Source organism: Devosia sp., from assembly GCF_017744655.1.
GTDB lineage: Bacteria > Pseudomonadota > Alphaproteobacteria > Rhizobiales > Devosiaceae > Devosia.
The window spans coordinates 99,125-125,854 of record NZ_JAGIAW010000009.1; the positions used below are offsets into that span (position 1 = coordinate 99,125).

General features: G+C 61.4%; 27 protein-coding genes. 20 read left to right on the forward strand and 7 right to left on the reverse strand.

Annotation, left to right across the window (positions count from 1 at the left end):
- Positions 1-124: 124 nt before the first annotated feature.
- Positions 125-2,251, reverse strand: a complete 2,127-nt coding sequence (locus J7557_RS16800; protein WP_291421200.1) for a TonB-dependent receptor — start codon at positions 2,249-2,251, stop codon at positions 125-127.
- 196 nt (positions 2,252-2,447) lie between these two features.
- On the opposite strand from J7557_RS16800, the gene hemP reads away from it, so the two are divergent.
- Genes hemP through J7557_RS16825 form a run of 5 tightly spaced genes read left to right on the forward strand, consistent with a single transcriptional unit; the run spans position 2,448 to position 6,476 of the window.
- Positions 2,448-2,603, forward strand: coding sequence for a hemin uptake protein HemP (gene hemP, locus J7557_RS16805; RefSeq protein ID WP_291421201.1), 156 nt, complete (start codon positions 2,448-2,450; stop codon positions 2,601-2,603).
- Between the two features lie 4 nt (positions 2,604-2,607).
- Complete coding sequence (locus J7557_RS16810; RefSeq protein ID WP_291421432.1) at positions 2,608-3,669, forward strand: ChuX/HutX family heme-like substrate-binding protein; 1,062 nt, start codon at positions 2,608-2,610, stop codon at positions 3,667-3,669.
- 10 nt (positions 3,670-3,679) lie between these two features.
- Positions 3,680-4,561, forward strand: coding sequence for a hemin ABC transporter substrate-binding protein (locus J7557_RS16815; RefSeq protein WP_291421202.1), 882 nt, complete (start codon positions 3,680-3,682; stop codon positions 4,559-4,561).
- Positions 4,562-4,575: 14 nt separating this feature from the next.
- Positions 4,576-5,658 carry an iron ABC transporter permease gene (locus J7557_RS16820; RefSeq protein ID WP_291421203.1) on the forward strand — a complete coding sequence of 361 codons (1,083 nt, stop codon included), beginning with the start codon at positions 4,576-4,578 and terminating at the stop codon, positions 5,656-5,658.
- Between the two features lie 5 nt (positions 5,659-5,663).
- A complete protein-coding gene (locus J7557_RS16825; protein WP_291421204.1) occupies positions 5,664-6,476 on the forward strand; it encodes a heme ABC transporter ATP-binding protein in 813 nt (270 codons plus the stop codon).
- Positions 6,477-6,482: 6 nt separating this feature from the next.
- Here the strand turns inward: J7557_RS16825 and J7557_RS16830 are convergent, their stop codons facing one another.
- Positions 6,483-7,385, reverse strand: a complete 903-nt coding sequence (locus J7557_RS16830) for a S1C family serine protease (RefSeq protein WP_291421205.1) — start codon at positions 7,383-7,385, stop codon at positions 6,483-6,485.
- A gap of 174 nt (positions 7,386-7,559) precedes the next feature.
- Between J7557_RS16830 and J7557_RS16835 the strand changes: the two genes are divergently transcribed.
- On the forward strand, positions 7,560-7,964 hold the full coding sequence (locus J7557_RS16835; protein WP_291421206.1) for a DUF4260 domain-containing protein: 405 nt from the start codon (positions 7,560-7,562) through the stop codon (positions 7,962-7,964).
- Positions 7,965-8,059: 95 nt separating this feature from the next.
- Here the strand turns inward: J7557_RS16835 and J7557_RS16840 are convergent, their stop codons facing one another.
- Both J7557_RS16840 and J7557_RS16845 read right to left on the reverse strand, forming a co-directional pair.
- Positions 8,060-8,659 carry a dihydrofolate reductase family protein gene (locus J7557_RS16840; protein WP_291421207.1) on the reverse strand — a complete coding sequence of 200 codons (600 nt, stop codon included), beginning with the start codon at positions 8,657-8,659 and terminating at the stop codon, positions 8,060-8,062.
- Positions 8,660-8,930: 271 nt separating this feature from the next.
- Positions 8,931-9,656, reverse strand: a complete 726-nt coding sequence (locus tag J7557_RS16845) for a TetR family transcriptional regulator C-terminal domain-containing protein (RefSeq protein WP_291421208.1) — start codon at positions 9,654-9,656, stop codon at positions 8,931-8,933.
- Between the two features lie 176 nt (positions 9,657-9,832).
- Here J7557_RS16845 and J7557_RS16850 point away from each other — a divergent pair, with 176 nt between their 5' ends.
- From J7557_RS16850 to J7557_RS16900, 11 genes are all read left to right on the forward strand, one after another.
- On the forward strand, positions 9,833-11,113 hold the full coding sequence (locus J7557_RS16850; protein WP_291421433.1) for an aspartate aminotransferase family protein: 1,281 nt from the start codon (positions 9,833-9,835) through the stop codon (positions 11,111-11,113).
- A gap of 63 nt (positions 11,114-11,176) precedes the next feature.
- On the forward strand, positions 11,177-12,673 hold the full coding sequence (locus J7557_RS16855; RefSeq protein WP_291421209.1) for a CoA-acylating methylmalonate-semialdehyde dehydrogenase: 1,497 nt from the start codon (positions 11,177-11,179) through the stop codon (positions 12,671-12,673).
- A gap of 73 nt (positions 12,674-12,746) precedes the next feature.
- The gene (locus tag J7557_RS16860) at positions 12,747-13,997 is read left to right on the forward strand and encodes a Zn-dependent hydrolase (RefSeq protein WP_291421210.1); all 1,251 of its coding nucleotides are present in this window, start codon (positions 12,747-12,749) and stop codon (positions 13,995-13,997) included.
- A 151-nt stretch (positions 13,998-14,148) separates the two neighbouring features.
- Complete coding sequence (locus J7557_RS16865; protein WP_291421211.1) at positions 14,149-14,631, forward strand: endonuclease domain-containing protein; 483 nt, start codon at positions 14,149-14,151, stop codon at positions 14,629-14,631.
- Positions 14,632-14,703: 72 nt separating this feature from the next.
- Positions 14,704-16,155: a dihydropyrimidinase gene (gene hydA, locus J7557_RS16870; RefSeq protein ID WP_291421212.1), complete on the forward strand. Its 1,452-nt coding sequence runs from the start codon at positions 14,704-14,706 to the stop codon at positions 16,153-16,155.
- Between the two features lie 151 nt (positions 16,156-16,306).
- On the forward strand, positions 16,307-17,137 hold the full coding sequence (locus J7557_RS16875; protein ID WP_291421213.1) for an ABC transporter ATP-binding protein: 831 nt from the start codon (positions 16,307-16,309) through the stop codon (positions 17,135-17,137).
- 229 nt (positions 17,138-17,366) lie between these two features.
- Positions 17,367-18,233, forward strand: coding sequence for an ABC transporter permease (locus J7557_RS16880; RefSeq protein WP_291421214.1), 867 nt, complete (start codon positions 17,367-17,369; stop codon positions 18,231-18,233).
- A 239-nt stretch (positions 18,234-18,472) separates the two neighbouring features.
- Positions 18,473-19,342: an ABC transporter permease gene (locus J7557_RS16885; RefSeq protein ID WP_291421434.1), complete on the forward strand. Its 870-nt coding sequence runs from the start codon at positions 18,473-18,475 to the stop codon at positions 19,340-19,342.
- A 25-nt stretch (positions 19,343-19,367) separates the two neighbouring features.
- Positions 19,368-20,348, forward strand: coding sequence for an ABC transporter substrate-binding protein (locus J7557_RS16890; protein ID WP_291421215.1), 981 nt, complete (start codon positions 19,368-19,370; stop codon positions 20,346-20,348).
- 67 nt (positions 20,349-20,415) lie between these two features.
- The gene (locus J7557_RS16895) at positions 20,416-20,658 is read left to right on the forward strand and encodes a hypothetical protein (RefSeq protein WP_291421216.1); all 243 of its coding nucleotides are present in this window, start codon (positions 20,416-20,418) and stop codon (positions 20,656-20,658) included.
- A gap of 159 nt (positions 20,659-20,817) precedes the next feature.
- Positions 20,818-21,714 carry a hypothetical protein gene (locus tag J7557_RS16900; RefSeq protein ID WP_291421217.1) on the forward strand — a complete coding sequence of 299 codons (897 nt, stop codon included), beginning with the start codon at positions 20,818-20,820 and terminating at the stop codon, positions 21,712-21,714.
- 237 nt (positions 21,715-21,951) lie between these two features.
- Here J7557_RS16900 and fabB read toward each other — a convergent pair whose 3' ends face one another.
- Both fabB and fabA read right to left on the reverse strand, forming a co-directional pair.
- Positions 21,952-23,178, reverse strand: a complete 1,227-nt coding sequence (gene fabB / locus J7557_RS16905; protein WP_291421218.1) for a beta-ketoacyl-ACP synthase I — start codon at positions 23,176-23,178, stop codon at positions 21,952-21,954.
- Positions 23,179-23,267: 89 nt separating this feature from the next.
- On the reverse strand, positions 23,268-23,798 hold the full coding sequence (fabA, locus tag J7557_RS16910) for a 3-hydroxyacyl-[acyl-carrier-protein] dehydratase FabA (protein ID WP_291421219.1): 531 nt from the start codon (positions 23,796-23,798) through the stop codon (positions 23,268-23,270).
- 186 nt (positions 23,799-23,984) lie between these two features.
- Here fabA and irrA point away from each other — a divergent pair, with 186 nt between their 5' ends.
- The 3 genes from irrA to J7557_RS16925 all read left to right on the forward strand — a co-directional run bounded on the left by irrA (position 23,985) and on the right by J7557_RS16925 (position 26,052).
- Positions 23,985-24,428: an iron response transcriptional regulator IrrA gene (gene irrA / locus J7557_RS16915; protein ID WP_035079848.1), complete on the forward strand. Its 444-nt coding sequence runs from the start codon at positions 23,985-23,987 to the stop codon at positions 24,426-24,428.
- A gap of 195 nt (positions 24,429-24,623) precedes the next feature.
- Complete coding sequence (locus J7557_RS16920) at positions 24,624-25,460, forward strand: arylamine N-acetyltransferase (RefSeq protein ID WP_291421220.1); 837 nt, start codon at positions 24,624-24,626, stop codon at positions 25,458-25,460.
- Positions 25,461-25,464: 4 nt separating this feature from the next.
- Entirely contained in the window at positions 25,465-26,052 is a 588-nt protein-coding gene (locus tag J7557_RS16925) for a YdeI family protein (protein WP_291421221.1), read from the forward strand.
- A gap of 142 nt (positions 26,053-26,194) precedes the next feature.
- Here J7557_RS16925 and J7557_RS16930 read toward each other — a convergent pair whose 3' ends face one another.
- Entirely contained in the window at positions 26,195-26,662 is a 468-nt protein-coding gene (locus J7557_RS16930; RefSeq protein ID WP_291421222.1) for a MarR family transcriptional regulator, read from the reverse strand.
- Between the last annotated feature and the right edge of the window lie 68 nt (positions 26,663-26,730).

The following is a 26,730-nucleotide window of genomic DNA, read 5'->3' on the forward strand; positions in this document are numbered from 1 at the left end:
CGCCGTGGCTCTCACCTCCCACCCTTGAGGGTAAGCGACCGGAACGAAAAACGGCGGCCCGAGGGCCGCCGTTTCAGTATGAGCTTTCCGGCATGGGACGGAAAGCTCATGGTTTTTTTGAGGCTTACCAGCCGAACTGCTTGGCAACCGAGATCTTGAAGGTGCGACCGGTGGAACGGTCGGCCGAGAGGTTCTGGCGGTAATCGGCGTTTAGAACATTGTCGATGCCTGCCTGGAATTCGGTGCCAGCGAGTGGGCCGGTATCCGGCTTCCAGGTCGCGAAGAGGTCGACAGTGGCGTATGCTTCGGCGGTGCCGTCGCCAACCTGCTGACCGTTCACCTTGTCGAGCACATAGCGCCCCTTGTCGGCCAGCGTCAGGCGAGCGCCGAAATCGAGGTCATACTCGATATTGCGAACGCCGACAGTCAGGGAGGCCTTGTTCTGTGCAACCGTGGTCAGCGGCGTGTTGGTGACGAGGTTGTCGCCAAAAGTCAGGCCGTAGGCGAGGCTGGCATAGAGCAGTTCGCTGTCATACGAGGCTTCGATTTCGACGCCGTAGATACGGGCCTTGCCGATATTGCCATAGTAGGGAACGCCAGCACCTGTGTTGGAGGTGATGAGGTCGGTCAGGTCGCTATAGAAGGCCGTAGTCTTGAGGGCCGCGCTGTCGCCCGATGCGAGGAGATCGTTGCCCGACAGAGAGAAGCCGCCTTCAAAAGTTTCGGCGCTTTCCTTCTTGAGATTGAGGCTCGTGGTCTTGCTGGCGCTGACCGAATAGAGCTCGTCGATCGTGGGCATGCGTTCGGTGTGGGCATAGGACGCGAACACACCGATATTGTCGGTCAGCTCATAGTGAGCCGACAGCTTCGGCGAGAAGGCGCTGCCGTCGATATTGCGGGCGCCGGTCGTCGAATTGACCCAATGGAAATCACCACGGGCGCCAGCGATCAAGGTTAGCTTTTCGGCCCAGATAAACTCGTTCTGCGCAAAGATGCCGACCTTGTTCTCGGTGCCCTGCGGGTGCGCCGGCAAAGCAGCTGCGCTGCCCGGACGGGTGGCCGTGCGGTCCTGGGTCGAGGCGGAGAAGCCCGCCGTCAGGTAGTTTTCGAAGCCGTCGCCAATCCATTCGATGGTGTTGTCGGCGGTGAGCTGCCAGGTCTTGTAGCCGTAGCGGGTGTCGAGCAGGATGCTGTCAGCCGTAACGTTCTGGAGCGGCTGTCCCGCGCCGGTCGGCCCGATCACGGTGCGCGGCGCGCCGAGCGCGTAGCGGTGATTGGTCTGGTCGTTCTGGGTGTCCGAATAGCTCAGGTTGACCTTGAGATCGACCCAGGGATTGTCGGTCGCCGGATTTTCCCAACGAAGCACGGCTGTCTGATCGATGACGGTACGGTCGGTGACGCCAAACTGGGCCGAGGTGCCGGTCTGGGCATAGGCCTGGTCCTTGGCGTCGCTGAACCAGCGCTGGTACGAAAGGCTCAGCGTCTGCTCATCATTGTCGCCAAAGTGCGCCGTGCCCTTGATCAGGCCCGAGAGCGTATTGAAGGCCGAGCCATCCAGCGTCTTGCCATTGGCCAGTTCAACATTCTCACGACGGCGCCAGTTGCCCGCGGCAAGAATTTCGAACGTGTCGTTGACCTGCTGCGCGACCACAGCCGAGGTCAACGTACCCTTGCCGTTGCTGTCGAACGAGGTCTTGATGCGTGCGGCGCCCGTGTCGCCGTCCTGGATGAAGTCCGAAGCGTCCTTGGTGGTGAAGTTGATCACGCCACCGATAGCGCCGGCGCCGTAAAGCGTCGAGGACGCCGGGCCGCGGAGAACTTCGACCTGCTTGTAGAGCTCAGGATCGGAGAAGAACGAGCCCATACGATACTGTTCGTTGAACTTGGGCGCGCCGTCGACATTGATGGCGATGCGCGAGCCGTCCGAGGAGTTTTCGGTCGTGCCGATACCGCGAATGTTGAAGGCTTCGCCGAACTGGCGCTGGCTACCGACGATAGCGACGCCCGGCACGGTAGCGAAGAGAGCGCCTGTGGTGGACGCCTGTGCCTTGTCCAGGTCTTCCTGATTGAGGACCGTCACAGCCTGCGGCGTGCTGATCGCCACTTTGGGTGCACCGGCGCCGATGACCAGGCGTTCGAGCAGAGTGATATTCGTTGCGTTGACATTTTGCGCTTGAGCACCCTGTTGCGCAACAATTGCCAGCGCGACGCCGCCCAAAAGCGCGGCCGCGCGTGACCTGACCAGCCCCATGTCTGTCTCCAGTTTCTTATATGTTTTTTTGTGAACGGCTGGCTGGCGGGAGGCTGGCGGACCGGCTGGAAGAATGCTGACTCTTCCAATCACCTATTGCGCAGATAATTTATTCTGTCTAAAGAAGTCAAGTTTAATTCTCCTGACGCGACGTTTGTTGATGACGCCGTAACAGCCTGACTTCACTGGACAAATTATGCCTGCGAATGACCTCCCACCCACAGAAAACCCGACGAAGATCGTCAGCAGCGACGAGATCCTCGGTGGTGGAAACGAGATTCAGATCGAGCACAAGGGCATGATCTATCGTCTGCGGGTCACGCGACAGGACAAGTTGATCCTCACAAAATAGGCCCCTGCCCGTGACCGAAACCGTCGCCAAAACCGCTGAAGACATCCGCAGCCTTCGTGCGCTGCATCCGCAAATGCGCGAGCGCGACTTTGCTCGCATCCACGGCATTACCGAGGGCCAGCTCGTGGCCGCCGAAGTGGGCCGCACCGCTACCCGCATTCGTGCCGATGTTGAGGCCGTGCTCAAGGGCCTGACCACGGTTGGTGAAGTCATGGCGCTGACGCGCAATGAAAGCGCCGTGCACGAAAAGATCGGGCCCTATGAAAAGGTCTCGTTCAATCCGCACGCCTCCATCGTCATCGGCGAGCAGATCGACCTCCGGATTTTCCCCAGCCGCTGGGTGCATGGCTTTGCCATCGAAAAGACCGCGGAAGATGGTTCGACCAAGCGCTCGCTGCAGTTTTTCGACCGCGCCGGCAATGCCGTGCACAAGGTGCATGGTCGCCCGGCGACCGATGTCGCGGCATGGAACACCCTTGTCGAGACGCTGCGTCATGACGAGCAGGTCGATGTCATCGACGTGACGCCCTATGCGAAGGCAAAGATCGAAGGCGAAGCCGCCGGCGTCGATGCGCTGCGCGACGCCTGGGCCGCGATGACAGATACGCACCAGTTTTTTGGCCTCCTTAAGAAGCTCAATTTCGAGCGCCTGAATGCGCTTGAAACTGTGGGCGAGGATTTTGCCTGGCAGCTGGATCACACGGCCGTGGAAAGCATGTTCCGTGGCGTTGCTGGCACCGACCTGCCGATCATGGCCTTTGTCGGCAATGATGGCTGTATCCAGATTCACTCTGGCCCGATCACCAATGTCAGCCCGATGGGGCCGTGGCTCAATGTGATGGACGAGACCTTCCACCTGCATCTGCGGCTGGACCATGTCACCGCGGCCTGGGCCGTGCGCAAACCGACCAAGGACGGGCATGTCACCTCGGTGGAGCTCTATGACGAGAACCGCGAGCTGATCATCCAGTTCTTCGGCAAGCGCCATGAAGGCGAAGACGAGCGCAAGGAATGGCGTTCGGTCGTCGAGCGCCTGCCGCTCTATTCCACTTCCAACGCCGCTTGAGATTTTTCACATGCGCATTCGCACCCTGACGTCCCTCGCCGCCGTCCTGATGGCGGCCACTTTTGCGGTTGCTCCGGCTTCGGCCGAAGACCTGCACAAGTTCGCCGACACTGCCCGTCTCGTTTCCATCGGCGGCTCGCTGACGGAAATCTTCTACGAGCTCGGCGCCGAGGGCACGCTGGTCGCCCGCGACCAGACCGCACTCTATCCTGAAGCCGCGACCCAGCTTCCGGACGTAGGCTATATGCGTGCACTCGCGCCCGAAGGCGTGCTCTCGGTCAATCCGAGTGGCCTGCTCGTCATCGAAGGCAGCGGCCCGCCGGAAGCGCTGGAAGTGCTTTCGCATGCCGGCGTCGAATACCAGACCGTGCCCGAAGGCTATTCGGCCGAAGGCGTGCTGGTGAAAGTGCGGTCTGTTGGTCAGGCACTTGGTCTTGAAGACAAGGCTGAAGCGCTGGCGACCAAGCTTGAAGCCGACTTTGCGGCGCTCAAGGCCCGTACCGACGCGATCACCGAGCCCAAGAAGGTGCTGTTCATCCTCTCCAACCAGGGTGGCCAGATCCAGGCTTCGGGCACCGGCACGGCGGCCAATGGCATCATTGCCCTTGCCGGCGCGACCAATGCCATCACCGAATATGAGGGCTATCGCCCGCTTTCCGAAGAAGCCATTACGGCTGCCGCGCCCGACGCCATCCTGCTGATGGATCGTGGCGGCGACCATGGCGCGACGGAAGCCGAGCTTCTCGCCAATCAGGCTATCGCCCTGACCCCGGCCGGCCAGAACAAGGCCATCTATCGCATGGATGGCGCGTACCTGCTCGGCTTTGGTCCGCGTACAGCCGCTGCGGCGACCGAACTTGCCGATCTGCTCGAAGGCAAGGCGCACAACTAAATATGGCTGGCACCATGACCCTACCCGCCAGCGACATACTGGCCCGGCCCGCCGGCGATCGCAGCCATATCGGACGCATCACCGTCATCGGCCTGGTCTTTGCACTGCTGGCAGCCATGGTGCTGTCCATGACCACCGGCGCCTCGGGGGCGTCGGCGGTCAATCTGATCCGGCACTGGCTCGGCTTTGGCACCGACGACACTGCGGCGCTTCGCGACTATGCGGTGATCGTCAATATCCGCATGCCGCGCATGATCCTCGGCGTGCTCATCGGCGCTGGTCTGGCAGTCTCGGGCCTGCTGATGCAGGGACTGTTCCGCAATCCGCTGGCCGATCCGGGCCTTGTCGGCGTGTCGAGCGGCGCGGCGCTGGGTGCCGTTATCATCATCGTGCTTGGCGGGACGGCGCTGGCGCCATTCACCACCGCGCTCGGCATCTGGTCCCTGCCCGCGGCGGCCTTTGGCGGCGGGCTTCTGACCACTTTCGTGCTCTATCGCGTGGCGACGCGCGGAGGGCAGACGGCTATTGCCACCATGCTGCTGGCCGGCATCGCCATAGGCGCGCTGGCCGGAGCGTTCAGCGGTGTGCTGACCTATATCGCCAGCGAAAATCAGCTGCGCGACCTGACCTTCTGGGGCATGGGATCGCTGGCCGGGGCCACCTGGATCAAGGTATTGGCGGCCGGACCGATCATTTTCGGGGCACTGGCGGTGGCGGGGTTTCTCGCCAAGGGGCTCAATGCCATGACGCTGGGCGAAGCGACGGCCTCGCATCTCGGCGTGCCGGTGCAGCGGTTCAAGCGCATCACCATCGTCGCCGTGGCGGCAGCGACCGGCGCCTCGGTGGCGGTCAGCGGCGGCATCGCTTTTGTCGGCATCGTCGTGCCGCATCTCTTGCGGCTCATCATCGGGCCGGACCACCGCTATCTGCTGCCGGCCACTGCGCTGCTCGGGGCGACGTTCCTGCTCTTCTGCGACGCCTTGAGCCGCACCATTGTGGCGCCGGCTGAATTGCCGATCGGCATTGTTACAGCGGCGTTTGGCGGGCCGTTCTTCCTCTGGATCCTGCTGCATCGCCGCAGCGCCTTTGCCTGGTGAGCGCAATGATTGCTATCGACAGCATCAATGTTTCCGTGGGCGGCCGCAAAATCCTGCACGACGTTTCGATGGAAGCGCCGGCGGGGAAACTGACGGCGATCATCGGGCCGAATGGCTCAGGAAAGTCGACGCTGCTGAAGGCGCTGTGCCGGGACTATGCTTATTCGGGCACGATCTTTCTCGATGGGCGCGATATCGCGACGATGAGCCCGGTGGAGATTGCGGGGCTTCGCGCCGTGCTGCCGCAATCGAGCAATCTGCCTTTCCCTTTCACCGTGCGCGAAGTCGTCGCCATGGGGCTGACGGCCGGACGTCCGGGTGTGCATCCGCGCGCCTTGCAGCATCTGCCGGAAGAGGCATTGGCGCGGGTCGATCTCAGTGGCTTTGGCGCGCGCTTTTATGGTGAGCTTTCGGGCGGTGAGCAGCAGCGTGTGCAACTCGCCCGCGTGCTGTGCCAGGTCTGGGAGCCGGTCATCGATGGCGTACCCCGTTATCTCTTTCTCGACGAGCCGGTTTCGAGCCTCGATATCAAGCACCAGTTGATGATCATGGATGTGGCGAAGAGCTTTGCGCGCAGCGGTGGCGGCGTCATCGCCGTGCTGCACGATCTCAATCTGACGGCGCTCTATGCCGATGCGATCACCGCCCTGCGTGAGGGGCAGGTGGTAGCGAGCGGGCGCCCGGAGGCAGTGCTTACGGACGCTGTGCTGGAAGCGGTGTTCGATGTGCCGCTGAAAGTGGGCGCTGCGCCAAAACCCGGCACGCCATTCGTGCTGCCGCACTCAGTACAACTGACAAAGGCCCGGCAGGTCGCCTGACCGCCCCTATTGCAGGGGCGGCTTGCTCAGAAAGTCGTTGCGGTCGGCGCTCTTGACCCGGAGCCAGGTTTCGCGGCCGGAGCGGACGATGCGCAGGGCGAATTCCGAGCCGGCGGGCGATTTGGCCCAGAGCTTACGGTAGAAATCACCAAGGCCTTCCACTTCTTCGCCATCGAGTTCGGAGATGACGTCGCCGCTCTTGAGGCCGGCCTGCTCGGCCGGACCACCGTCGGAAACATTCATCACCACGACGCCATTGTTGCGCTCGGCGGAGAACACGCCGAGCCATGGGCGGGCTTCGCGGCGGGCCTGGCCGCGGGTGACGAGATCATCGAGAATGGGTTTCAAGAGATCAATCGGGACGATCATGTTGATGTCGGTGGTATCGCCGGCCTGCAGCATTTGCAGGCGCAGGGAACCGATGCCGATGAGATTGTCGTTTTCATCGAGCAGGGCCGCGCCACCCCAGGAAGGGTGATAGGGCGCTGTGAAGAGCGCTTCTTCGAGCATATATTCCCAGTAGCCGGCGAATTCCTGCTTGGCGACGATCTCGTTGATGACCTCGTCGCCCTCGCCATCGATGATGCGGCCGGTGGCGCGCACCTTTGCCGCCGTGGAGCTGCCGAGGCGCAGGGCGGGCAGATCGAGATCGCCCATGGCCTGGACGAGACCAAAGCCGGTTTCCTGATCATAGGCGACGACATGGGCGGGCAGGACGCGTTCGTCATGGGTCGTGAGCCAGACCTCCTCGGCTTCGGTGATGAGATAGCCGATGGTGACGATCAGGCCTTCGTCATTGATTACCGCGCCGCTGCCTTCGCGCAGCGTTCCCAGAGTATTGGCGGTGAAGGCGGTTTCCGGCACGTGGGCCCTGAGGGCAACGATGGAATGGCGCGCATTGGTGGACATGGTGCATCCCCTGTTTGGCTTTTCCATTAGATATGGCGCATCACGGCAGAAGCAAGGTCTTCGCATTGCCGTGACAAGGCCATTCAAAATTGAATGACTATCGCCGGATTTTGGCGAATTCTATTCGCAGGTGACGAAGCCTATCTTTCTGCCAACACGGAAAGGATTTTTGCCATGAACGGTATCGCTTCGACGAGGGAACGCGCTTCTCCACTCAATGCCATCGTGCTGCAGCGGCTCGAGGGTCTCGCAGCGTTGGGATTTGGCATTATTGCCTATGCCCTGCTGGGGCAATCGTGGCTGGTTTTTGCCGTGCTGTTCCTGGCGCCGGATCTCTTCATGTTTGGCTACCTGCGCTCAGCGCGGGTTGGCGCGATGACCTATAATCTCGCACACACCTATGTGGCGCCAGCGCTGCTGGCTTTGCTCGGATTCGTCGTCGGGCCGCTGGCGTTCGGGCTCGCGGCGATCTGGGTGGCCCATATCGGGCTCGACCGGATGCTGGGCTATGGGCTGAAGCTCAATGGCGGGTTCGAGCAGACCCATCTGGGGCTGATTGGGAAGGCGCGGAAGAAGTAATCTCGCTCGGTGTCACTCCCGCGAAAGCGGGAACCCCTGTTTGGTAACGGAGGCCCCCGCTTTCGCGTGGGTGGGAGAGTTTTTGGTGACCTGCCCTACTTCACCACGCGATAATCCATATGCGTCACGTAGCGCGTGGCGCGGGCGCCGATGGGTTCGAGCGTGGCCGTCATGCCGTCCCAGAGGCTTTCGCCCTGGCCGGCGATCATCGGTACGATTTTCAAGTGCAGCGTGTCGACGACGCCGGCATTGAGATAGTGACGCAGAGTGCTGACGCCGCCGGCAATGGAGACGTTGCGGTCGCCGGCGACTTCCCGGGCCCGGCTCAGGGCGACGTCATAGCCTTCGGTGACGAAGTGGAAGACATTGCCGCCTTCCATTTCGAGGGGTTCGTGCTGGTGATGCGTCAGGACGAAGACCGGGGCGTGATAGGGCGGGTTGTCACCCCACCAGCCGGTCCATTCCGGCTCCCAGACCGTGTCGCCGGGCGCCGCGAACATGTTGCGACCCATGATGTAGGCGCCGTAATCGGTGATGGCGGCAACTTCGGCCTTGTTGGTCTCGCCGTCCTTGAACATCCAGCGGGCCAGCTGCTGCGGGTCGATGGTGCCGAAGGGCTTTTCGCGCGACTGGTTAAGGCCGGTGCCAAAGCCATCCAGCGTCAGCATCATATGGGCAGATACGGTCTGGGGCATTTTTCGGACTTCTGTATTGTTAAGTTGTAACTTTAGTATTGGCGCGTGGGGGGAGTTTGTCAATGGGGGTACCGAGACTTACGACACCCCCTCCCGGCCTCCTCGCCTCAAATTGCTCCACTGGAGCAATTTGCCCTTCGGGACGGGTCGGAGCCCATCAAGGGGGAGGTGAAGGGACGGTGGTTTTGGCAAGATACTGCTACACACTCGATCCGCACCTCCCCCTTGATGGGGGAGGATGGAAGGGGGTGACTGCGCGAGGGTCGGAGGGTCAGGCCCGCGGCTTAGGCGTCAGGCCGTGCAGGAACAGCTGTTCCAGATAGCGCGCAGCATCTTCGAACCGCCCTTCCCCGCCGCGGCCCTTGCCGAGCACGGCACGGACCTGGACGTCGAAGTCGGCATAGTGCTGGGTGGTGGCCCAGATGGAAAAGATCAGGTGATAGGGGTCGGTGCGGGCGAGCTTGCCCTGATCCATCCAGGCGAGAAGAACCTGCGCCTTTTCGTCGACCAGCGCCTTCAGGTCCACCTCGATCATGTCGATGATGTGGGGGGCGCCGCGCAGCATTTCGTTGGCGAAGAGACGGCTCTGGCGCGGGAAATCGCGAGCCATTTCGAGCTTGCGGCGGATATAGGAGCGGATTTCGACGAAGGGATCGCCATCGGCGCGCATTTCTTCGAGGGGAGCCAGCCAGGTGACCAGCAGCTCGGACATCAGGCGGCGGTGAATCTCTTCCTTCTTCGGGAAATAATAGAGGAGGTTCGGCTTGCTCATGCCCGCGACCTCGGCGATCTGGTCGATGGTCGAGCCGCGGAAACCGTGGGCGGAGAACACTTCCAGCGCCGCTTCGAGGATGATGTCCTGCTTTTCGCGTTGGATGCGCGTCAGCGGGCGAGGCTTGGCAGGCGACGACGCGGCAGCAGCCTTAGCATCCGCCTTATGCTGGCGCTTTGCTTGGGCCTGGGAAGGCTCGGCTACTTTAAGCTTTTTGGGCGCCATTTTCGCCTTGCGGGAATGAACAGGAGTGCTAACATTTTTCCAACTGGTCAAAAATCTTGGTTCCACCGGTGCGTGTCAAGCGCCAATCAGAGATGAAACGACCAGAGATGAAAAATGGGAGCGCCGTAGCCGTGTCCACCTCTAATGTCGTGCCGAACGATCTCAACGCGTTCTGGATGCCGTTCACGGCGAACCGGCAATTCAAGAAGACGCCGCGCATGTTCGTGGCCGCTAGGGATATGCACTACACGACTTCGGATGGCCGCCAGGTGCTCGACGGCACGGCCGGTCTCTGGTGCTGCAATGCCGGCCATGCACGCCCGAAAATCGTGGAAGCGATCGCAAAGCAGGCGGCTGAGCTGGACTATGCGCCGGCCTTCCAGATGGGCCATCCCAAGGCGTTCGAACTCGCCAATCGTCTCGTCGACATTACGCCCGCTGGGCTCGACCATGTGCTCTTCACCAATTCCGGTTCGGAATCGGTCGAAACGGCGCTAAAGCTGGCGCTGGCCTATCACAAGATCAAGGGCGAGGGCTCGCGCACCCGCCTGATCGGCCGCGAGCGCGCCTATCACGGCGTCAATTTTGGCGGCATCTCGGTGGGCGGCATCGTCACCAACCGCAAGATGTTCGGCACGCTGCTGGCCGGCGTCGACCATATGCCGCACACGCATAACCTTGCGAAGAACGCCTTCTCCAAGGGCCCGCCGGAATATGGCACGGAGCTGGCGGATGAACTGGAACGCATCGTCACGCTGCATGATGCCTCCACGATCGCCGCTGTGATCGTCGAACCGGTGGCCGGTTCGACCGGCGTGCTGATTCCGCCACCGGGCTATCTGAAGCGCCTGCGCGAAATCACCAAGAAGCACGGCATTCTGCTCATATTCGACGAGGTGATTACGGGCTATGGCCGCCTCGGGACGCCGTTTGGTGCGGACTATTTCGATGTCGTGCCCGACATCATGGTCACCGCCAAGGGTCTGACCAATGGCGTCATTCCCATGGGCGCGGTGATGGTTTCGGCCGATATCCACGACGCCTTCATGAATGGGCCGGAACACGTCATCGAGTTCTTCCACGGCTATACCTATTCGGGCAATCCGATCGCTTCGGCGGCGGGTCTGGCAACGCTCGAAACCTATAAGGAAGAGGGCCTGCTCACCCGCGGCGCGGAAATGGCGCCGAAATTCCAGGAGGCGCTGCATTCGCTGAAGGGCCTGCCGCATGTCATCGACATCCGCAATATCGGGCTTGTCGGCGCCATCGAACTGGAGCCGATTGCTGGGCAGCCGACCAAGCGCGCCTTCTCCGCTTTCCTCAAGGCGTTCGAGCAGGGCCTCCTTATCCGCACCACCGGCGATATCATTGCGCTCTCGCCGCCGCTGATCATTTCGGAAAGCCAGATCGACGAAATCGTGACCAAACTCGCAGGCATCCTCAAAACGCTTGAGTGAAATAGAACAAATATTCTACATACAGAAATATAGAATTTTTGTTCCCAAGGAGGAGCGGCCAAAATGCAGATCATCGAGAATGCGGTAGGCGGAAAGCGCTATGTGTCATCGTCGACGCGGCGCGTGCCTGTTTTCAATCCGGCAACCGGCGAGCAATCGGCGGAGCTGCCGCTGTCGACGCTCGATGAGCTGAACGCGGCCGTGGCCGGCGCAGTGAAGGCGCAGGTCGCCTGGGGCGCCACCCCGCCGATGAAGCGGGCGCGCGTTATGTTCAAGTTCAAGGCGCTGCTCGATCAATATGCCGACGATCTCGCCCGCGAGATTTCAAAAGAGCACGGCAAGGTGCATGACGATGCGCTGGGCGAAGTGGCCCGCGGCATTGATTGCGTCGATTTTGCCTGCGGTATTCCGCACCTTCTTAAAGGCGAATTCTCGCGCAATGTCGGGCCGTCGATCGATAGCTATTCAGATCGGCAGCCGCTGGGCGTCGTGGCCGGCATTACGCCGTTCAACTTCCCGGCCATGGTGCCGATGTGGATGTATCCGGCGGCCATCGCCTGCGGCAACGCCTTCATCCTGAAGCCGTCCGAACGCGATCCCTCTGCCCCGATGCTGGCCTGGAACCTCTTCATGGAAGCAGGTCTCCCCGAAGGCATTTTGCAGGTCGTTCATGGCGACAAGGAAATGGTCGACGGGCTGCTCGACCATCCCGACGTGAAGGCTGTCAGCTTCGTCGGCTCGACGCCGATTGCCGAATATGTCTATCAACGCGGTACCAAGGCCGGTAAGCGCGTGCAGGCTCTTGGCGGCGCCAAGAACCACATGATCATCATGCCCGATGCCGATCTCGACCAGGCGGCCGATGCGCTGATGGGCGCCGGCTATGGTTCGGCCGGCGAGCGCTGCATGGCGATTTCGGTGGCCGTGCCGGTGGGCAAGGCGACGGCGGATGCGCTGGTCGCGAAGCTCAAGCCGCGCGTCGAAAGCCTGAAAATCGGGCCGGCGACGGACAAGGACGCCGAAATGGGTCCGGTGGTCACGAAAATGCACCGCGACAAGATACTCGGATACATCGACTCCGGTGTGGAACAGGGCGCGGAACTGGTGGTCGATGGCCGCGGCTTCAAGCTGCAGGGCTATGAGAACGGCTACTATGTCGGCGGCACGCTGTTCGACAATGTCGAGCCGGACATGAAGATCTACAAGGAAGAGATCTTTGGGCCCGTGCTCTCCGTCGTCCGCCGCGACAGTTTCAAGGACGCCGTCGACCTGATACACGGGCATGAATATGCCAATGGCACGGCGATCTTCACTAGGGATGGCGACGCCGCGCGCGAGTTTGCCGACAAGATCGAAGTGGGCATGGTGGGCATCAATGTGCCGATCCCGGTGCCCGTGGCCTATCACTCCTTCGGCGGCTGGAAGCGCTCGCTGTTTGGCGATCACTCCATCTACGGGCCCGAGGGCATCCACTTCTATACGCGGCTGAAAACCGTAACGACCCGCTGGCCTGCCGGCATCAAGGGCGGTGCGGAATTTACCTTCCCGAGCCTCAAGTAGCACTATCGGCCCCGCCCTCGCATTGCGATGGCGGGGCTGTTTCTATGACCAACCAGAATTAAGAGCTGAGAACATGACCTCTCCCGGTGAAAACCTTCGTATCAATGGCGATCGGCTCTGGGAGAGCCTGATGGACATGGCCAAGATCGGCCCGGGCATTGCCGGCGGCAATAACCGCCAGACGCTGACCGACAGCGACAAGGAAGGGCGTGAGCTTTTCCAGCGCTGGTGCGAGGACGCAGGCCTCACCATGGGCGTCGACAAGATGGGCACCATGTTCATGACGCGCGCCGGGACTGATCCCGATGCCCTGCCAGTCTATATCGGCAGCCATCTCGATACGCAGCCGACCGGCGGCAAGTATGACGGTGTGCTCGGCGTGCTTGCAGGGCTCGAAGTCGTGCGCTCGATGAATGATCTCGGAATAAGAACCAAGCACCCGATCGTCGTGACCAACTGGACCAATGAGGAAGGCGCGCGCTTTGCGCCGGCCATGGTGGCCTCGGGGGTTTTCGCGGGGGTGCATAGCCTCGACTACGCCTATGGCCGCAAGGACATGGACGGAAAGCTCTTTGGCGACGAGTTGAAGCGCATCGGCTGGGTCGGTGACGAGGAAGTGGGCGCGCGAAAAATGCATGCCTATTTCGAGTATCACATCGAACAGGGTCCGATCCTCGAGGCCGAGGAAAAGCAGATCGGCGTCGTCACCCATTGCCAGGGGCTTTGGTGGCTGGAGTTCACGCTGACCGGGCGGGAGGCGCATACCGGCTCGACGCCTATGACCATGCGCGTCAATGCAGGGCTCGCCATGGCGCGGATTTTTGAGGCTGTGCAGGCAATCGCGATGAGCGAACAGCCGGGTGCTGTGGCGGGTACGGGCCAGGTGAAGTTCTCGCCCAATTCGCGAAATGTGCTGCCGGGCACGGTGGTGTTCACGGTGGACCTGCGCACGCCGAGCCAGGAAAAACTCGATCGCATGCGTGCGACGATCGAAGCCAAGGCGGCCGAGATTTGTTCGGAGCTGGGTGTCGGGTGTTCGGTCGAGGCTGTGGGGCACTTTGATCCCGTCACCTTTGATCCGACGCTGGTCAGCCGCGTGCGCTCGGCGGCGGAAAAGCTTGGCTATTCGCATATGAACATCATTTCCGGCGCCGGGCATGATGCGTGCTGGGCGGCGAAGGTGGCGCCGTCGACGATGGTCATGTGCCCCTGCGTTGGCGGGCTCTCGCACAACGAGGCGGAAGAGATTTCCATGGAATGGGCGGCCGCCGGCTGCGACGTGCTGTTCCATGCCGTGGTGGAAACGGCGGAGATTGTGGAGTGAGGCTTGTGCGCCACGATAGCTTCCCCTCACCGACTTGGCTGCGCCAAGCCACCTCTCCCCAATGGGGAGAGGAAAGGGTGCGCGGGCGCCGTTGTTCTTCTCCCCATCGGGGAGAAGGTGCCCCGGCAGGGGCGGATGAGGGGGCGCCCTGATGACCACAAGGCCGCGTCAATTGCGTCGAAACGCAACCGATGCCGAAAACCGGCTTTGGTATGTGCTGCGCAATCGATCGCTCGGCGGCTGGAAGTTCGTGCGACAGTTTCCTGTCGGCCCCTATATTGCGGATTTTGCCTGTCGCGAGGCCGCGCTGATTGTTGAGCTCGATGGTGGGCAACATGCCGACAATGCCAATGACTTCATCCGTACGAAATATCTGAACGCCCAAGGCTACGGCGTGCTGCGCTTCTGGAATGGGGACGTGCTGCAAAACCGCGACGCGGTGATGTGGGCGATCCAGAGCACAATTGAGGGCTCCCCCTCACCCGACCTCCGCTTCGCTCCGGCCACCCTCTCCCCGATGGGGAGAGGAATAAGAGGGGTGCGCGCTGTCGCATCTTCGCATCGCCAGGCATTGGCGCGGTCCATTCCTCTGCCTATTGGCGGAGAGAGGGACGAGGGAGTCTCACCAACATAGAAACAAATGACAGTCCCACCGAGGCGCTGAGGGGTGCGTGGTGGGGCTGAATGAATGCAAGGGAACGAAGATATGAGCAAAGTTATCAAGGGCGGTACGGTCGTTACGGCTGATCTCAGCTATGTCGCCGACGTCAAGATCGACGGCGATGTGATCGTCGAGATCGGGCAGAACCTTTCCGGCGACGAAATTCTCGATGCCAGCGGCTGCTACATCATGCCCGGCGGCATCGATCCGCATACCCATCTCGAAATGCCTTTCATGGGCACCTATTCGGCCGACGATTTTGAAAGCGGCACCCGCGCGGCGCTGTCGGGCGGCACGACAATGGTCGTGGATTTCTGCCTGCCCAACCCCAACCAGAGCCTCCTTGAAGCCCTGCAGATGTGGGACAACAAGACCGGCAAGGCGAGCACGGATTACTCGTTCCACATGGCCATCACCTGGTGGGGCGAGCAGGTGTTCAACGAAATGGCCGAGGTGGTCGATCGCGGCATTACCTCGTTCAAGCACTTCATGGCCTATAAGGGCTCGCTGATGGTGAATGACGACGAGATGTTCGCTTCGTTCCAGCGCTGCGCGGCGCTTGGCGCCCTGCCCCTCGTTCACGCGGAAAACGGCGACGTGGTCGCGGCGATGACGGCCAAGCTGCTCGCCGAGGGAAACAATGGGCCGGAAGGCCATGCCTATTCGCGGCCGCCGGAAGTGGAAGGCGAAGCGACCAATCGTGCCATCATGATTGCCGATATGGCCGGGGTGCCGCTCTATGTGGTGCATACGAGCTGCGAGCAGGCGCATGAGGCCATTCGCCGGGCGCGGCAGAAGGGCATGCGCGTTTATGGCGAGCCGCTGATCCAGCATCTGGTGCTCGACGAGAGCGAATATTTCAATCCCGATTGGGACCATGCGGCGCGCCGGGTGATGTCGCCGCCCTTCCGCAACAAGCAGCATCAGGATTCGCTCTGGGCGGGCCTGCAGGCGGGCTCACTCTCGTGCGTCGCGACGGACCATTGCGCCTTCACCACCGCGCAGAAGCGCAATGGGGTCGGCAATTTTGCAAAGATTCCGAACGGGACGGGTGGGCTCGAGGATCGGTTGCCGGTGCTTTGGACGGCGGGCGTCAACACGGGCCGGCTGACGCCAAACGAATTTGTGGCGGTCACCTCCACCAACATCGCAAAGATCCTCAATATGTACCCCAAGAAGGGAGCGGTGATGGTTGGCGCGGATGCGGACCTGATCGTCTGGGACCCCAAGCGTAAGAAGACGATCACGGCCTCCAAGCAGCAATCGGTGATCGACTACAACGTGTTTGAAGGGTTCGAGGTGACCGGCCTGCCGCGCTTCGTCCTCAGCCGCGGTAAGGTTTCCATCGTCGAAAACGAGGTGAAGGCCGAGCCGGGACATGGCAAGTTCGTGGCGCGCGAGGCGAAAAACCCGGTCAACCGGGCGCTGAGCCAGTGGAAGGAATTGGTCGCCCCGCGAAAAGTGGAACGGGCCGGCATTCCGGCGACGGGTGTTTGACATCGGCAGCATGATGAAAATCGAGGCACTGTGCCGCACAAACGCAGCAGGGAGCGCCGGAAAAGCGACCCTCCGGCCTGCGGCACGCGCCTTGCATCAGGCAATGCAAAACGCATTGCAGGCCAGACAATAGGCTAGAAAGGCGACACCCTTGTCCGTCACGTCGATCAATTCATCAACGACAGGCACGGGTGTTGCACTCCCTGTCGTCGAGGCCGAGCATCTCGGCCTGACCTTCTCCACCAATGACGGCGACGTGGTGGCGCTGTCGGACGTCAACCTGACCATCGAGAAGGGCGATTTCGTTTCCTTCATCGGGCCTTCGGGCTGTGGCAAGACGACGTTTCTGCGCACCATTGCCGATCTCGAACAGCCGACCTCGGGCACACTTCGCATCAACGGCCAGACGCCGGAAAACGCGCGAAAAGACCGGGCCTATGGCTATGTGTTCCAGGCGCCGGCGCTCTATCCCTGGCGCACCATCGAGAAGAATATCGCCCTGCCGCTCGAGATCATGGGGCACTCGGCCCAGCAACAGGCCGAGCGGATCAAGCGGACGATGGACCTGGTGAACCTCACGGGGTTCGAGAAGAAGTATCCCTGGCAGCTTTCGGGCGGCATGCAGCAACGTGCTTCGATCGCGCGCGCGCTGGCTTTCGATGCCGACCTGCTGCTCATGGATGAGCCGTTTGGGGCGCTCGATGAGATTGTCAGGGATCATCTCAATTCCGAGCTGCTGAAGCTGTGGGATCGGACGAAGAAAACCATCTGCTTTGTGACGCACTCGATTCCCGAGGCGGTTTATCTGTCCACGAAAATCGTGGTGATGTCGCCGCGGCCGGGGCGGGTGACGGACGTGATCGAGAGCAATCTGCCGCGGGAAAGGCCGCTCGATATTCGCGAGACGCCGGAATTTTTGGCCATTGCGGCAAGGGTGCGCGATGGGTTGCGGGCCGGGCATTCTTATGAGGAGGTGATGTGATGGGCATCAGTGTGCCGTCGGCCTCCTCTTTTCCTCTCCCGTTTACGGGAGAGGGGGACCGCGCGAAGCGCGGTGGAGAGGGGTGCAACGGGCGACATAGCGCAGGATTGGTCGAGGGGTTAGTGCGTGTGGCTCCCCCCTCCACCGCCCATGAGACGGCCCCCCTCCCCCGCTTGCGGGGGAGGAATGACAGCCGATGCTTTGGTGGCTGGGTGGGAGTTGAAGCTCCATGAACCGTGTCCTTCCCATCCTCACCATCCTCGTCGCCATCCTCGCCTTCTGGTATGCGGCGGCGATCTGGATGAATGCGCCTTGGCAGAATATTCTCAATGGGCGTGCCAATCTCGAGAACGTGCCGTTCCTCGAATTTGCCCAGCAGACCTGGGCGCAGGACAAGCCGGTGCTGCCGGCGCCGCATCAGGTGTTTTCCGAGATCTGGAACGCGACCATGGGGCTCGAATTTACTTCGCGACGGTCCCTGGCGCTTCATGCCTGGATCACGCTTTCGGCGACGCTGCTCGGCTTTGTGCTGGGAACGGGGCTCGGTGTCGTGCTGGCCGTGGCCATCGTCCACAATGATGCGGCGGATCGCTCGCTGATGCCGTGGATCATTGCGAGCCAGACCATTCCCATCCTCGCCATCGCCCCCATGGTGGTGGTGGGGCTCGGGGCGATCGGACTGACGGGGCTCGTGCCGAAAGCGCTGATCTCGATGTATCTGAGCTTTTTTCCGGTCGTCGTCGGCATGGTGAAGGGGCTGCGCTCGCCGGAGGCGATCCAGCTCGATCTGATGCGGACCTATGATGCTAATCCCTGGCAGGTTTTCTGGAAATTGCGCTGGCCGGCGGCGCTGCCGATGCTCTTTGCCTCGATGAAGGTGGGCATTGCCATTTCGCTGATTGGGGCTGTGGTGGCGGAGCTCTCCAATGCTGCTGGCGGCGGGCTTGGCGTGCGGCTGCTCACAGGCTCCTACAACGGGCAAACCATCCAGATCTGGGCGGCGTTGTTCATCGCGGCGGGGTTGGCGGCGGTGCTCGTCGCTATCGTCGGGGCGGCGGAACGAATGGTCAATGCGCGCAATGGGGTGCGGGCATGAAGAGCGGGCTCACCTTGTTGCAGGCAGTGCTGGCGGTTGTGGCTGGCGGCACGGCGCTGTTTGGTCTTGTTGGCGCAGCGATTTCGGCGGATGCCGAACTGTTGCTGACCCTGGCCTTTGGGTTTGGTGCACTGACCCTCGCGCGCTTTGTGTGGAGGCCGATCAGCTTCTGGCTCGATGGCGTAGCGGCGGCCCTGATTGCGCTGACGCTGGTCTGGGCCCTGCCCCGCGGCACAGTCATGCCCGGCCACTACTGGTTTGGCATGGTTTCGGCCTGGGCGTTTGCTTGGCTGTTCGTCGATCAGCTTTCCGCTGCTATTCGCAAGGGTACGGTGCCACGACAGGCGATGGGGCTGCTGATCCCGGCCGTCTTCGGTGTCTCACTGCTGGTCATGTGGGAAATCGTCACACGCGGCGCCAATGTGCCGCCGGTGCTCTTGCCCGCACCCTCGGCCATCGGGGCGCAGTTGGCGAATTCGGCGCCGATCCTCTGGGCCGATTTCGTCCAGACTTTCGTAAAGTCCGTCATTCCCGGCTATATCATCGGGTGTCTCGCCGGGCTTGTCGTTGCCATTGCGGTCGATCGCTCGCCGTTCCTGAAAGCCGGGCTCTTGCCGATCGGCAATTTCATGTCGGCGCTGCCGATCATCGGCATCGCGCCGATCATGGTCATGTGGTTTGGCTTCGACTGGCAGAGCAAGGCTGCCGTCGTCGTCGCCATGACGTTCTTCCCCATGCTGGTCAATACGGTGGCGGGGCTCAATGCAGCCTCTTCCATCGAGCGCGACCTCATGCGGACCTATGCTGCCAACTATTGGCAGACGCTGTTGAAGTTGCGCCTGCCCGCTGCGGGGCCCTTCATCTTCAATGCCCTCAAGATCAACTCGACTCTGGCCTTGATCGGCGCAATCGTAGCGGAATTCTTCGGAACGCCTGTTGTGGGGATGGGCTTCCGGATTTCGACCGGGGTGGGGCGTCTCGCCATCGACCTGGTCTGGGCGGAGATCGCGGTTGCTGCGGTCGCGGGGTCCGCCTTCTACGGGGTGATCGCTCTCATAGAAAGGGGCGTCACCTTCTGGCATCCGTCTGTCCGTGGTGGACGGGCGTAAAAATCAGGGAAAAGGGAACGACAGAATGAAGACTCTTATTACCGGCCTGCTCGCCGGCACCATGGCACTCGCGGCCATGCCCAGCGCCTTTGCGGCCGATGCGCTGACCCTGCAGCTCAAGTGGGTGACGCAGGCGCAGTTCGCCGGCTATCTCGTGGCCGAAGCCAAGGGCTTTTATGACGAAGAAGACATCGACCTGACCATTCTGCCCGGCGGCCCGAACATTGCCCCGGAACAGGTGATTGCCGGCGGCGGTGCCGACATCATCGTCACCTGGATGGCTGCCGGCCTTGCCGCGCGCGATACCGGCGTGCCGCTGGTCAATATCGCCCAGCCGTTCAAGCGCTCGGGCCTGATGATGATCTGTCCGGTCGAGAAGGAAATCAAAACCGTCGCCGACTTCCCGGGCCATACGCTGGGCGTCTGGTTCTTCGGCAATGAATATCCGTTCTTTGCCTGGATGAACAAGGAAGGCATTGCCACCGATGGTTCGGCCGGCGGCGTCACGGTTCTGCAGCAGAGCTTTGATATCCAGCCGATGATCCAAGGCCAGGCCGACTGCATCTCGGTCATGACCTATAACGAATATGGCCAGGCGCTCGATGCCGGCTATGGCCCGGATAACCTGACCATCTTCAACTATACCGAGATGGGCAATGACCTCTTGGAAGACGGTCTCTATGTCATGGAAGACACGCTCTCCGATCCGGCCAAGGTCGATGCCTATACCCGCTTCGTCCGCGCTTCGATGAAGGGCTGGCAATATGCGCTCGACAATCCGGAAGAAGCCGCCCAGATCGTCGTCGACAGCGACGAAACCGGCGCTGCTGAACTCGCGCACCAGCTCTATATGGTGGGCGAGGTTTCCAAACTCGTCGATGCCGACGACGCTGCGCTAGACATGACGACCTATGATCGTACCGTGAAGGCTCTCATCGATCAGTCGATCATCAAGGCTCAGCCGGAAGGTGCTTACACCACCGTCGTCACCGACGCGCTGAAGTAATTTTTTGGGCTTTTGAATACCGGCGGGCGGGGAGCGATCCCTGCCCGCTTTGTTTTGAGAACTTGAAATGGCCACGCTCGCCCGGCACAAGGCGCAAAACACCGTGGAGAGCAAAATTCCGACAGACCCGCTCACGCTCATGGGCCTCGGCATCGGTGCCGTCGTCGTCATCTGGCTGATTTTTTCTGTGGTGAAGAAAATGGTCGGCATTGCCATCGTGCTGGCGCTCGCCGCCGGGGCCTGGTTCCTCTGGACCAATCCGCAATATCTCGCGCCCATCATGGCCCAGATCCGGCACGTGAACGGCTAGATCAGCGCCGGAACGAATCCGCTCTCTCGCCAGTTGAGATGTCATACTCAATTGCCAGAGGGCATTTTCATGAATTCGATCATTTATCTCGTTGGCCTCGTGGTCATCGTCATGGCCATCCTTTCCTTCATCGGCCTTGCCTGATCCGGAGGCGAGACCATGACCATTGTTCAACCCACCGAAGTGGCTGTGATCGATACCGGCTCGGCGCGTGACAGCGCCAGCTATGTCGACTGGTCGGCCATCATTGCCGGCGTGATTTTCGCCTCGGCCGTTTCGCTGCTGTTCATTGCCTTCGGCACTGCCGTCGGGCTCAATTTCATCGATTTTCGCTCACGTGAAGGTGCGCCCGGTATCCTGATCGGCATTGCCGCTGCGAGCTGGTTCCTGTGGGTGCAGGTATCGAGCCTGATGGCCGGCGGCTATCTCGCTGGGCGCCTGCGTCGCCGGCATTTTGACGCCACCGAGGATGAAAGCGATGTCCGTGACGGCGCCCACGGGCTGATCGTCTGGGCGGGGGCCACCGTGCTCGGCGCCATCATTGCGCTGGGCGGTGCCGGGGCTGCGGCCAATATGGCCGGTTCGGCTCTCGCCACGGCCACCACCGCGACCTCCAATGTCGCGGCAGGGGCGGCCGATGCGATCGATCCCAATGCCTATTTCACCGATCAGCTGTTCCGTGCGGACCAGCCGGTGGCCGGTGATACGGAAGCGGCGCGTGCCGAAGCTGGGCGCATCTTTGCCCAGGCAGCTCTGGGTGACGGCACCGTGCCGGAAGCCGACCGCACTTACCTTGCCAATGTGGTTGCGGCCAATACCGGCCTGACGCCGGAGGAATCCGCTGCCCGTGTGGATGCCGTGATTGTTGCCATTGATGGCGCCAAGCAGGATGCGCTGGAAGCAGCACGGATTGCCCGCAATACCGGCATCATCGCCGCCTTCCTCCTCGCGGCAACGACGCTGGTTTCGGCCATCGGCGCCTTTTGGGCGGCCCAGAAGGGTGGCAACCATCGCGACGAGAACACCGTCCTCACCGACGTCTTCCGCCGGTTCTAGAGAGAAAGGAAAACACCATGTTCAAAGGTCTTGCTCTCTGGCTTCTCGGCGTGCCGATCTGGCTAATCATCATCATCTATCTGGTGACGTGACGAGAACAAAATCGGGGCCGAAAGGCCCCGTTTTTTTCATTCCGTCTCAGAGTCATTCCCGCGAAAGCGGGAATCTCGAGCCCCAAACAGAGATCCCCGCTTTCGCGGGGACGACATCGTGGGTGGGGCGTGTCTCAGGCCAGTCTCAGGCGTCAGGGTGCTTGAACACCAAAGCAGCATTGGTGCCGCCAAAGCCGAAGGAGTTGGAGAGCACATAGCCGAGATCGACATTGTCGCGGCGCTGGCGAAGGATCGGCATGTCTTCGAAGGCGGGGTCGAGCACGTCGATATTGGCGCTTTCGGCGATGAAGCGGTTCTTCATCATCAGGATCGAATAGATCGATTCATGAACGCCCGTGGCGCCCTGGCTGTGGCCGGTCAGCGACTTGGTCGCCGAGATCGGCGGGCACTTGCCTTCATTGCCGAAAACGGCGCGCAGCGCCTCGATTTCCTTGAGGTCGCCCACCGGCGTGGAAGTGGCGTGCGGGTTGATGTAGTCGATTGGCGCCTTGATGTTTTTCAGCGCCATACGCATGCAGCGCTCGGCGCCTTCGCCCGAGGGCGCGACCATGTCGACGCCATCGGAGGTCGCGCCATAACCGACCAGTTCAGCCCAGATCTTGGCGCCGCGCGCCTTGGCGTGTTCGTATTCTTCGAGCACCAGAACGCCGGCGCCGCCGGAAATCACAAAACCGTCGCGGGCCGCGTCGTAGCAGCGCGAGGCCTTGGCGGGGGTCTCATTGTAGTTCGAGCTCATGGCGCCCATAGCGTCAAAAAGATCGCTGAGGGTCCAGTCGAGGTCTTCGTGGCCACCGGCGAAGACAATGTCCTGCTTGCCGAGCATGATCTGCTCCATGGCATTGCCGATGCAATGCTTTGAGGTCGCGCAGGCCGCGGTGATGGAATAGTTGACGCCCTTGATGGCAAAGGCGGTCGCCAGGGTTGCAGAGGCCGTGGAGCCCATGGCCTTGGGCACGGCGAGCGGCCCGATGCGTTTTGGCGATTTCTTTTCGCGGGTGACGTCCGCGGCTTCGACAATGGTGCGGGTGGATGCACCGCCCGAACCCATGACGATGCCGGTCATGGGATTGGAGATGTCGCTTTCTTCCAGGCCAGCGTCGGAAATGGCCTGCTGCATGGCAAGATAGTTCCAGGCCGCACCCTTGCCCATGAAGCGGGTAACGCGGCGGTCGAGCAGTTCGAAGGGATCGAGACGCGGGTCGCCCTTGACCTGCGAGCGGAAGCCCAGCTCGGCATAATCTTCGGCAAAGACGATACCGGGCTTGGCCGAGCGCAGGCTTTCAGTGACTTCGTCGAGCGAGTTGCCGATCGAAGAAATGATACCCATGCCGGTTACCACTACTCGTCTCATAAAATCCTCGCTCTGGTCGTCTCGGGAAGTCGCCATGGGGCCGGGCGCTTCACCTATATAGTTGCAGTTCAGTACGGCATTAAGGCCGATCAGGCGGTCTTCTGCTCGTGGAGCTGTGCATCGGTGAAGAGACCAACGCGCAGATCCTTGGCTTCGTAGATCAATTTCCCGTCAGCCTTGACCCAGCCATCGGCAATGCCAAGGGTCAGGCGCGAGCGCATGACGCGCTTGATGTCGATGCCGTATTCCACAAGCTTGACGTCATTGGTCACCTGGCCGGTGAACTTGATTTCGCCGCCAAGCGCGCGACCCTTGCCGGGCTGGCCGATCCAGCCGAGGAAGAAACCGGTCATCTGCCAGACGGCATCGAGGCCGAGGCAGCCGGGCATGACGGGATCGTCGATGAAGTGGCATTTGAAGAACCACAGATCGGGGTTCACATCGAGCTCGGCGCGCACAAGGCCCTTGCCGTAATCGCCGCCGGTTTCGTCGATATGAGTAATACGATCAAACATCAGCATAGGGGGCGCGGGCAGGCGCGCGTCCATCTGCCCGGGCAATTCACCCCGGCCGTGCGCCAAAAGCTCTTCAAAACCAAATGCGTGTTGCCGGTCCGCCATTACCATCCCCGCTAAGCTCAAGCCTTGTCTCGTATAGAGGAGCGGAAAAGGGGTCAAGACAGCCCAAGGAACAAGGCGCTAAACGGCACTCCGGCTGTGACAGTTCAGCGACTTGTTTCAAACCCCTGCCGCCACTATAACTAGAGCCATATTTTCTGGACCAATGAGACGAGTAGCACTGGCCCAATGACCGATTTTGACCTTGCCGACCGTCCCGCGTCCCACACGCCCTGCCTGACGGCAGTGTTGCGTATGGCCGGATTGCGGCCGACGCGGCAGCGCGTTGCGCTGGCCGAACTGCTATTTGGCGGCCCGCATCGCCATGTCAGCGCCGAGCAGTTGCATTCGGAGGCCAATGCCGCCGATGTGAACGTTTCGCTGGCGACGATCTACAATACGCTGCACCAGTTCCATGAAGCGGGGCTCCTCCGCGAAGTGGCGATCGATGCCTCGCGCTCCTACTTCGATACCGATACCTCGGACCACCACCATTTCTTTGTGGAAGACGAGCAGCGGATGATCGATATCCCGGCCTCTTCGGTCGAATTCAAGGCCCTGCCCCAGCCCCCCAAGGGCATGGAAGTGGCTCACGTCGACGTGGTCATCCGCGTCCGCAAGGCGCCGGTCTGAGGCGTTTGCCGCCACACAATATCAAAGTGAACGGTGTCATTCCCGCGAAAGCGGGAATCCCTTCTTTGCACTAACGAGATTCCCGCTTTCGCGGGAATGACGCCGTGGGTGTGGCTGCTCCGTCGTGCACCCCGTGACAAAAGCCCCTGCTTTCCCCATATAGTGGGGCCCAGGAAACAGCGACAAAGGTGGTCGATGCCCGAAAAGGTCAATCTCAATGCCTATTTCGAGCGAATCGGCTTTGCCGGTTCGATTGCTCCCACAATCCAGACTCTCGAACAGCTACATGCCCTGCATCCGGCTGTCATACCCTTCGAAAATGTCGCGCCGCTGATCGGCGAGCAGGTGATGCTCGATCAGCAGAGCCTTGAGAAAAAGCTGCTTACAGACAAGCGCGGCGGCTTCTGTTTCGAGCACAATTTCCTGTTCATGCGCATCCTGCGCGACCTCGACTATGAAGTGCGGCCGCTACTGGCGCGGGTGATCTGGACCAATCCAGAAGCCGTTACCGCGCCGCCGAGCCATATGCTGCTGCTCATCGACATCAAGGGCGCCAATTACATCGCCGATGTCGGCTTTGGCGGGTTGAGCCTGACGGCACCGCTGCGCCTGCGCGCCGGCGCGGAACAGACAACGCCGCATGAAACCTTCCGCCTGACCGGCGGCGAACCCGAGTGGACGCTCGAAGTCAAAATCGGCGAAGAGTGGCGCGGGGTCTATGTGTTCACGACGGACGAAGCCCCGGAAGTCGAGCTTTGGGATATCAATCGCGATCTCTCGAGCAATCCCGCCTCGCCCTTCACGATGCAGCTGCGCGCCTCGCTCTCCCCGAGCGGGAAGCGGCTCAAGGTGCACAATGACCAGTTCACCGTGCAGCCGACCGGCGAAGAGGCGCAGAAGCGCACGCTGACATCGGTTGAAGAGATTCGCGCTGTTCTCACCGAAGAGCTGGGCCTGACCCTGCCCGAGAGCGAAAAGCTTGACGCCAAGCTGGCGGGGTTCTTGCCCCAGCCGACGGAAACGGCCGAGTAGCACCATGCCGCCCGTCGCCGTTCCGCCCGAGGCGTTGCGCGAGTTTCCCGATTTCCGGTCGTTTTACGATTGGCTCAAGCAGAACCACGACTCGGCGCCAGAGGTGTGGATCCGCATCTTCAAGAAGGGTTCTGGCAAAGCGACGATCACGCCGGTGGAGGCGATCGACGCCATTTTGTGCTGGGGCTGGATCGATGGCATCCGCAAGGGCTGGGATGACGAGAGCTTTGTGCAGCGCTATTGCCCGCGGCGCCCGAAATCGGTGTGGAGCCAGATCAATCGCGACAATGTCGCGCGGCTGACCGAGGCAGGGCTGATGACGAAACACGGCCAGGCCCAGGTCGATCTCGCCAAGGGCGATGGTCGCTGGGACGCGGCGTACAAGACCACAATGGAGCCTCCCGAGGCGCTGCTTGCAGCGATCGCGGCCAATGCGGATGCGCAGAAAACCTATGACAGGCTGACAGCGCAGAACCGTTTCGCGCTGACCTTTCGCGTGCACAATCTCAAGACCGAGGCTGGCCGGAAGAAGAAGATCGCGAGCATGGTGGACATGCTGGCGCGGGGTGAGACGATCTATCCGCAGTCTTAGGTCGGTGGGTGTCGATCACCCCCTCCCGGCCTCCCCCATCGAGGGGGAGGTGCTGCATCCAATTTGCGGCACTATCTCGCCCAACCCACAAACTCTTCACCTCCCCTTGATGGGGGAGGCCGGGAGGGGGTGACTGCGGCGGTCAGGCGTTTTTGCCCTTGGCCGCCAGATCTTCTTCCAAAGACGCATTCCGCGCCTTCAGGGCCACCACGATGTCGGACAGAAAGCGTTCGATGACTTCCACATCGGCGCGCGAATAATCCGCCAGGACGGTTTCGCGCAGGCGCTGGGCGCTGCGGGAGAGCGGCAGCGCCATTTCCTCAGCGCCGGGGCCGACGCGCAGAAGAGTTGCGCGGCGGTCATTGGGATGCTGCTCGCGCAGCACATAGCCGTCTTTTTCCAGCCGGTTGATAAGAATCGCCGTGGCGCCCGAAGTCATGCCGAGGTGCCGGCCAAGCATCGTCGGCGTCGCATGGCCGTCCTGATCCCTGATGAAGCGAATGGCCATCATGTCGGACATGTTGACGCCTGCTGCCGCGGAAAAGGCGCGGTAGCCTCGGCTCATTTCGTCGGTCAGTTCACGTACCAAGGGTTCGATCCGGTCTTGCATGCTCCCTCCTTTAGCTGATTTTTGCTATTTTGCAAAGATACTTTCTTGCAAAGGTATTTTTTCGGGAC

Bases quoted from the DNA above. Each gene is read 5' to 3' on its own strand.
- hemP (WP_291421201.1), top strand. From the start codon at position 2,448: ATGCCTGCGAATGACCTCCCACCCACAGAAAACCCGACGAAGATCGTC.
- J7557_RS16840 (WP_291421207.1), bottom strand. From the start codon at position 8,659: ATGCCCCAGACCGTATCTGCCCATATGATGCTGACGCTGGATGGCTTT.
- fabB (WP_291421218.1), bottom strand. From the start codon at position 23,178: ATGAGACGAGTAGTGGTAACCGGCATGGGTATCATTTCTTCGATCGGC.
- J7557_RS16835 (WP_291421206.1), top strand. From the start codon at position 7,560: ATGAACGGTATCGCTTCGACGAGGGAACGCGCTTCTCCACTCAATGCC.
- J7557_RS16900 (WP_291421217.1), top strand. From the start codon at position 20,818: ATGACCATTGTTCAACCCACCGAAGTGGCTGTGATCGATACCGGCTCG.
- fabA (WP_291421219.1), bottom strand. From the start codon at position 23,798: ATGGCGGACCGGCAACACGCATTTGGTTTTGAAGAGCTTTTGGCGCAC.
- J7557_RS16800 (WP_291421200.1), bottom strand. From the start codon at position 2,251: ATGGGGCTGGTCAGGTCACGCGCGGCCGCGCTTTTGGGCGGCGTCGCG.
- irrA (WP_035079848.1), top strand. From the start codon at position 23,985: ATGACCGATTTTGACCTTGCCGACCGTCCCGCGTCCCACACGCCCTGC.
- hydA (WP_291421212.1), top strand. From the start codon at position 14,704: ATGAGCAAAGTTATCAAGGGCGGTACGGTCGTTACGGCTGATCTCAGC.
- J7557_RS16860 (WP_291421210.1), top strand. From the start codon at position 12,747: ATGACCTCTCCCGGTGAAAACCTTCGTATCAATGGCGATCGGCTCTGG.
- J7557_RS16890 (WP_291421215.1), top strand. From the start codon at position 19,368: ATGAAGACTCTTATTACCGGCCTGCTCGCCGGCACCATGGCACTCGCG.
- J7557_RS16895 (WP_291421216.1), top strand. From the start codon at position 20,416: ATGGCCACGCTCGCCCGGCACAAGGCGCAAAACACCGTGGAGAGCAAA.
- J7557_RS16855 (WP_291421209.1), top strand. From the start codon at position 11,177: ATGCAGATCATCGAGAATGCGGTAGGCGGAAAGCGCTATGTGTCATCG.
- J7557_RS16820 (WP_291421203.1), top strand. From the start codon at position 4,576: ATGACCCTACCCGCCAGCGACATACTGGCCCGGCCCGCCGGCGATCGC.
- J7557_RS16850 (WP_291421433.1), top strand. From the start codon at position 9,833: ATGCCGTTCACGGCGAACCGGCAATTCAAGAAGACGCCGCGCATGTTC.
- J7557_RS16880 (WP_291421214.1), top strand. From the start codon at position 17,367: ATGAACCGTGTCCTTCCCATCCTCACCATCCTCGTCGCCATCCTCGCC.
- J7557_RS16920 (WP_291421220.1), top strand. From the start codon at position 24,624: ATGCCCGAAAAGGTCAATCTCAATGCCTATTTCGAGCGAATCGGCTTT.
- J7557_RS16925 (WP_291421221.1), top strand. From the start codon at position 25,465: ATGCCGCCCGTCGCCGTTCCGCCCGAGGCGTTGCGCGAGTTTCCCGAT.
- J7557_RS16885 (WP_291421434.1), top strand. From the start codon at position 18,473: ATGCCCGGCCACTACTGGTTTGGCATGGTTTCGGCCTGGGCGTTTGCT.
- J7557_RS16815 (WP_291421202.1), top strand. From the start codon at position 3,680: ATGCGCATTCGCACCCTGACGTCCCTCGCCGCCGTCCTGATGGCGGCC.
- J7557_RS16845 (WP_291421208.1), bottom strand. From the start codon at position 9,656: ATGGCGCCCAAAAAGCTTAAAGTAGCCGAGCCTTCCCAGGCCCAAGCA.
- J7557_RS16830 (WP_291421205.1), bottom strand. From the start codon at position 7,385: ATGTCCACCAATGCGCGCCATTCCATCGTTGCCCTCAGGGCCCACGTG.
- J7557_RS16865 (WP_291421211.1), top strand. From the start codon at position 14,149: ATGACCACAAGGCCGCGTCAATTGCGTCGAAACGCAACCGATGCCGAA.
- J7557_RS16930 (WP_291421222.1), bottom strand. From the start codon at position 26,662: ATGCAAGACCGGATCGAACCCTTGGTACGTGAACTGACCGACGAAATG.
- J7557_RS16825 (WP_291421204.1), top strand. From the start codon at position 5,664: ATGATTGCTATCGACAGCATCAATGTTTCCGTGGGCGGCCGCAAAATC.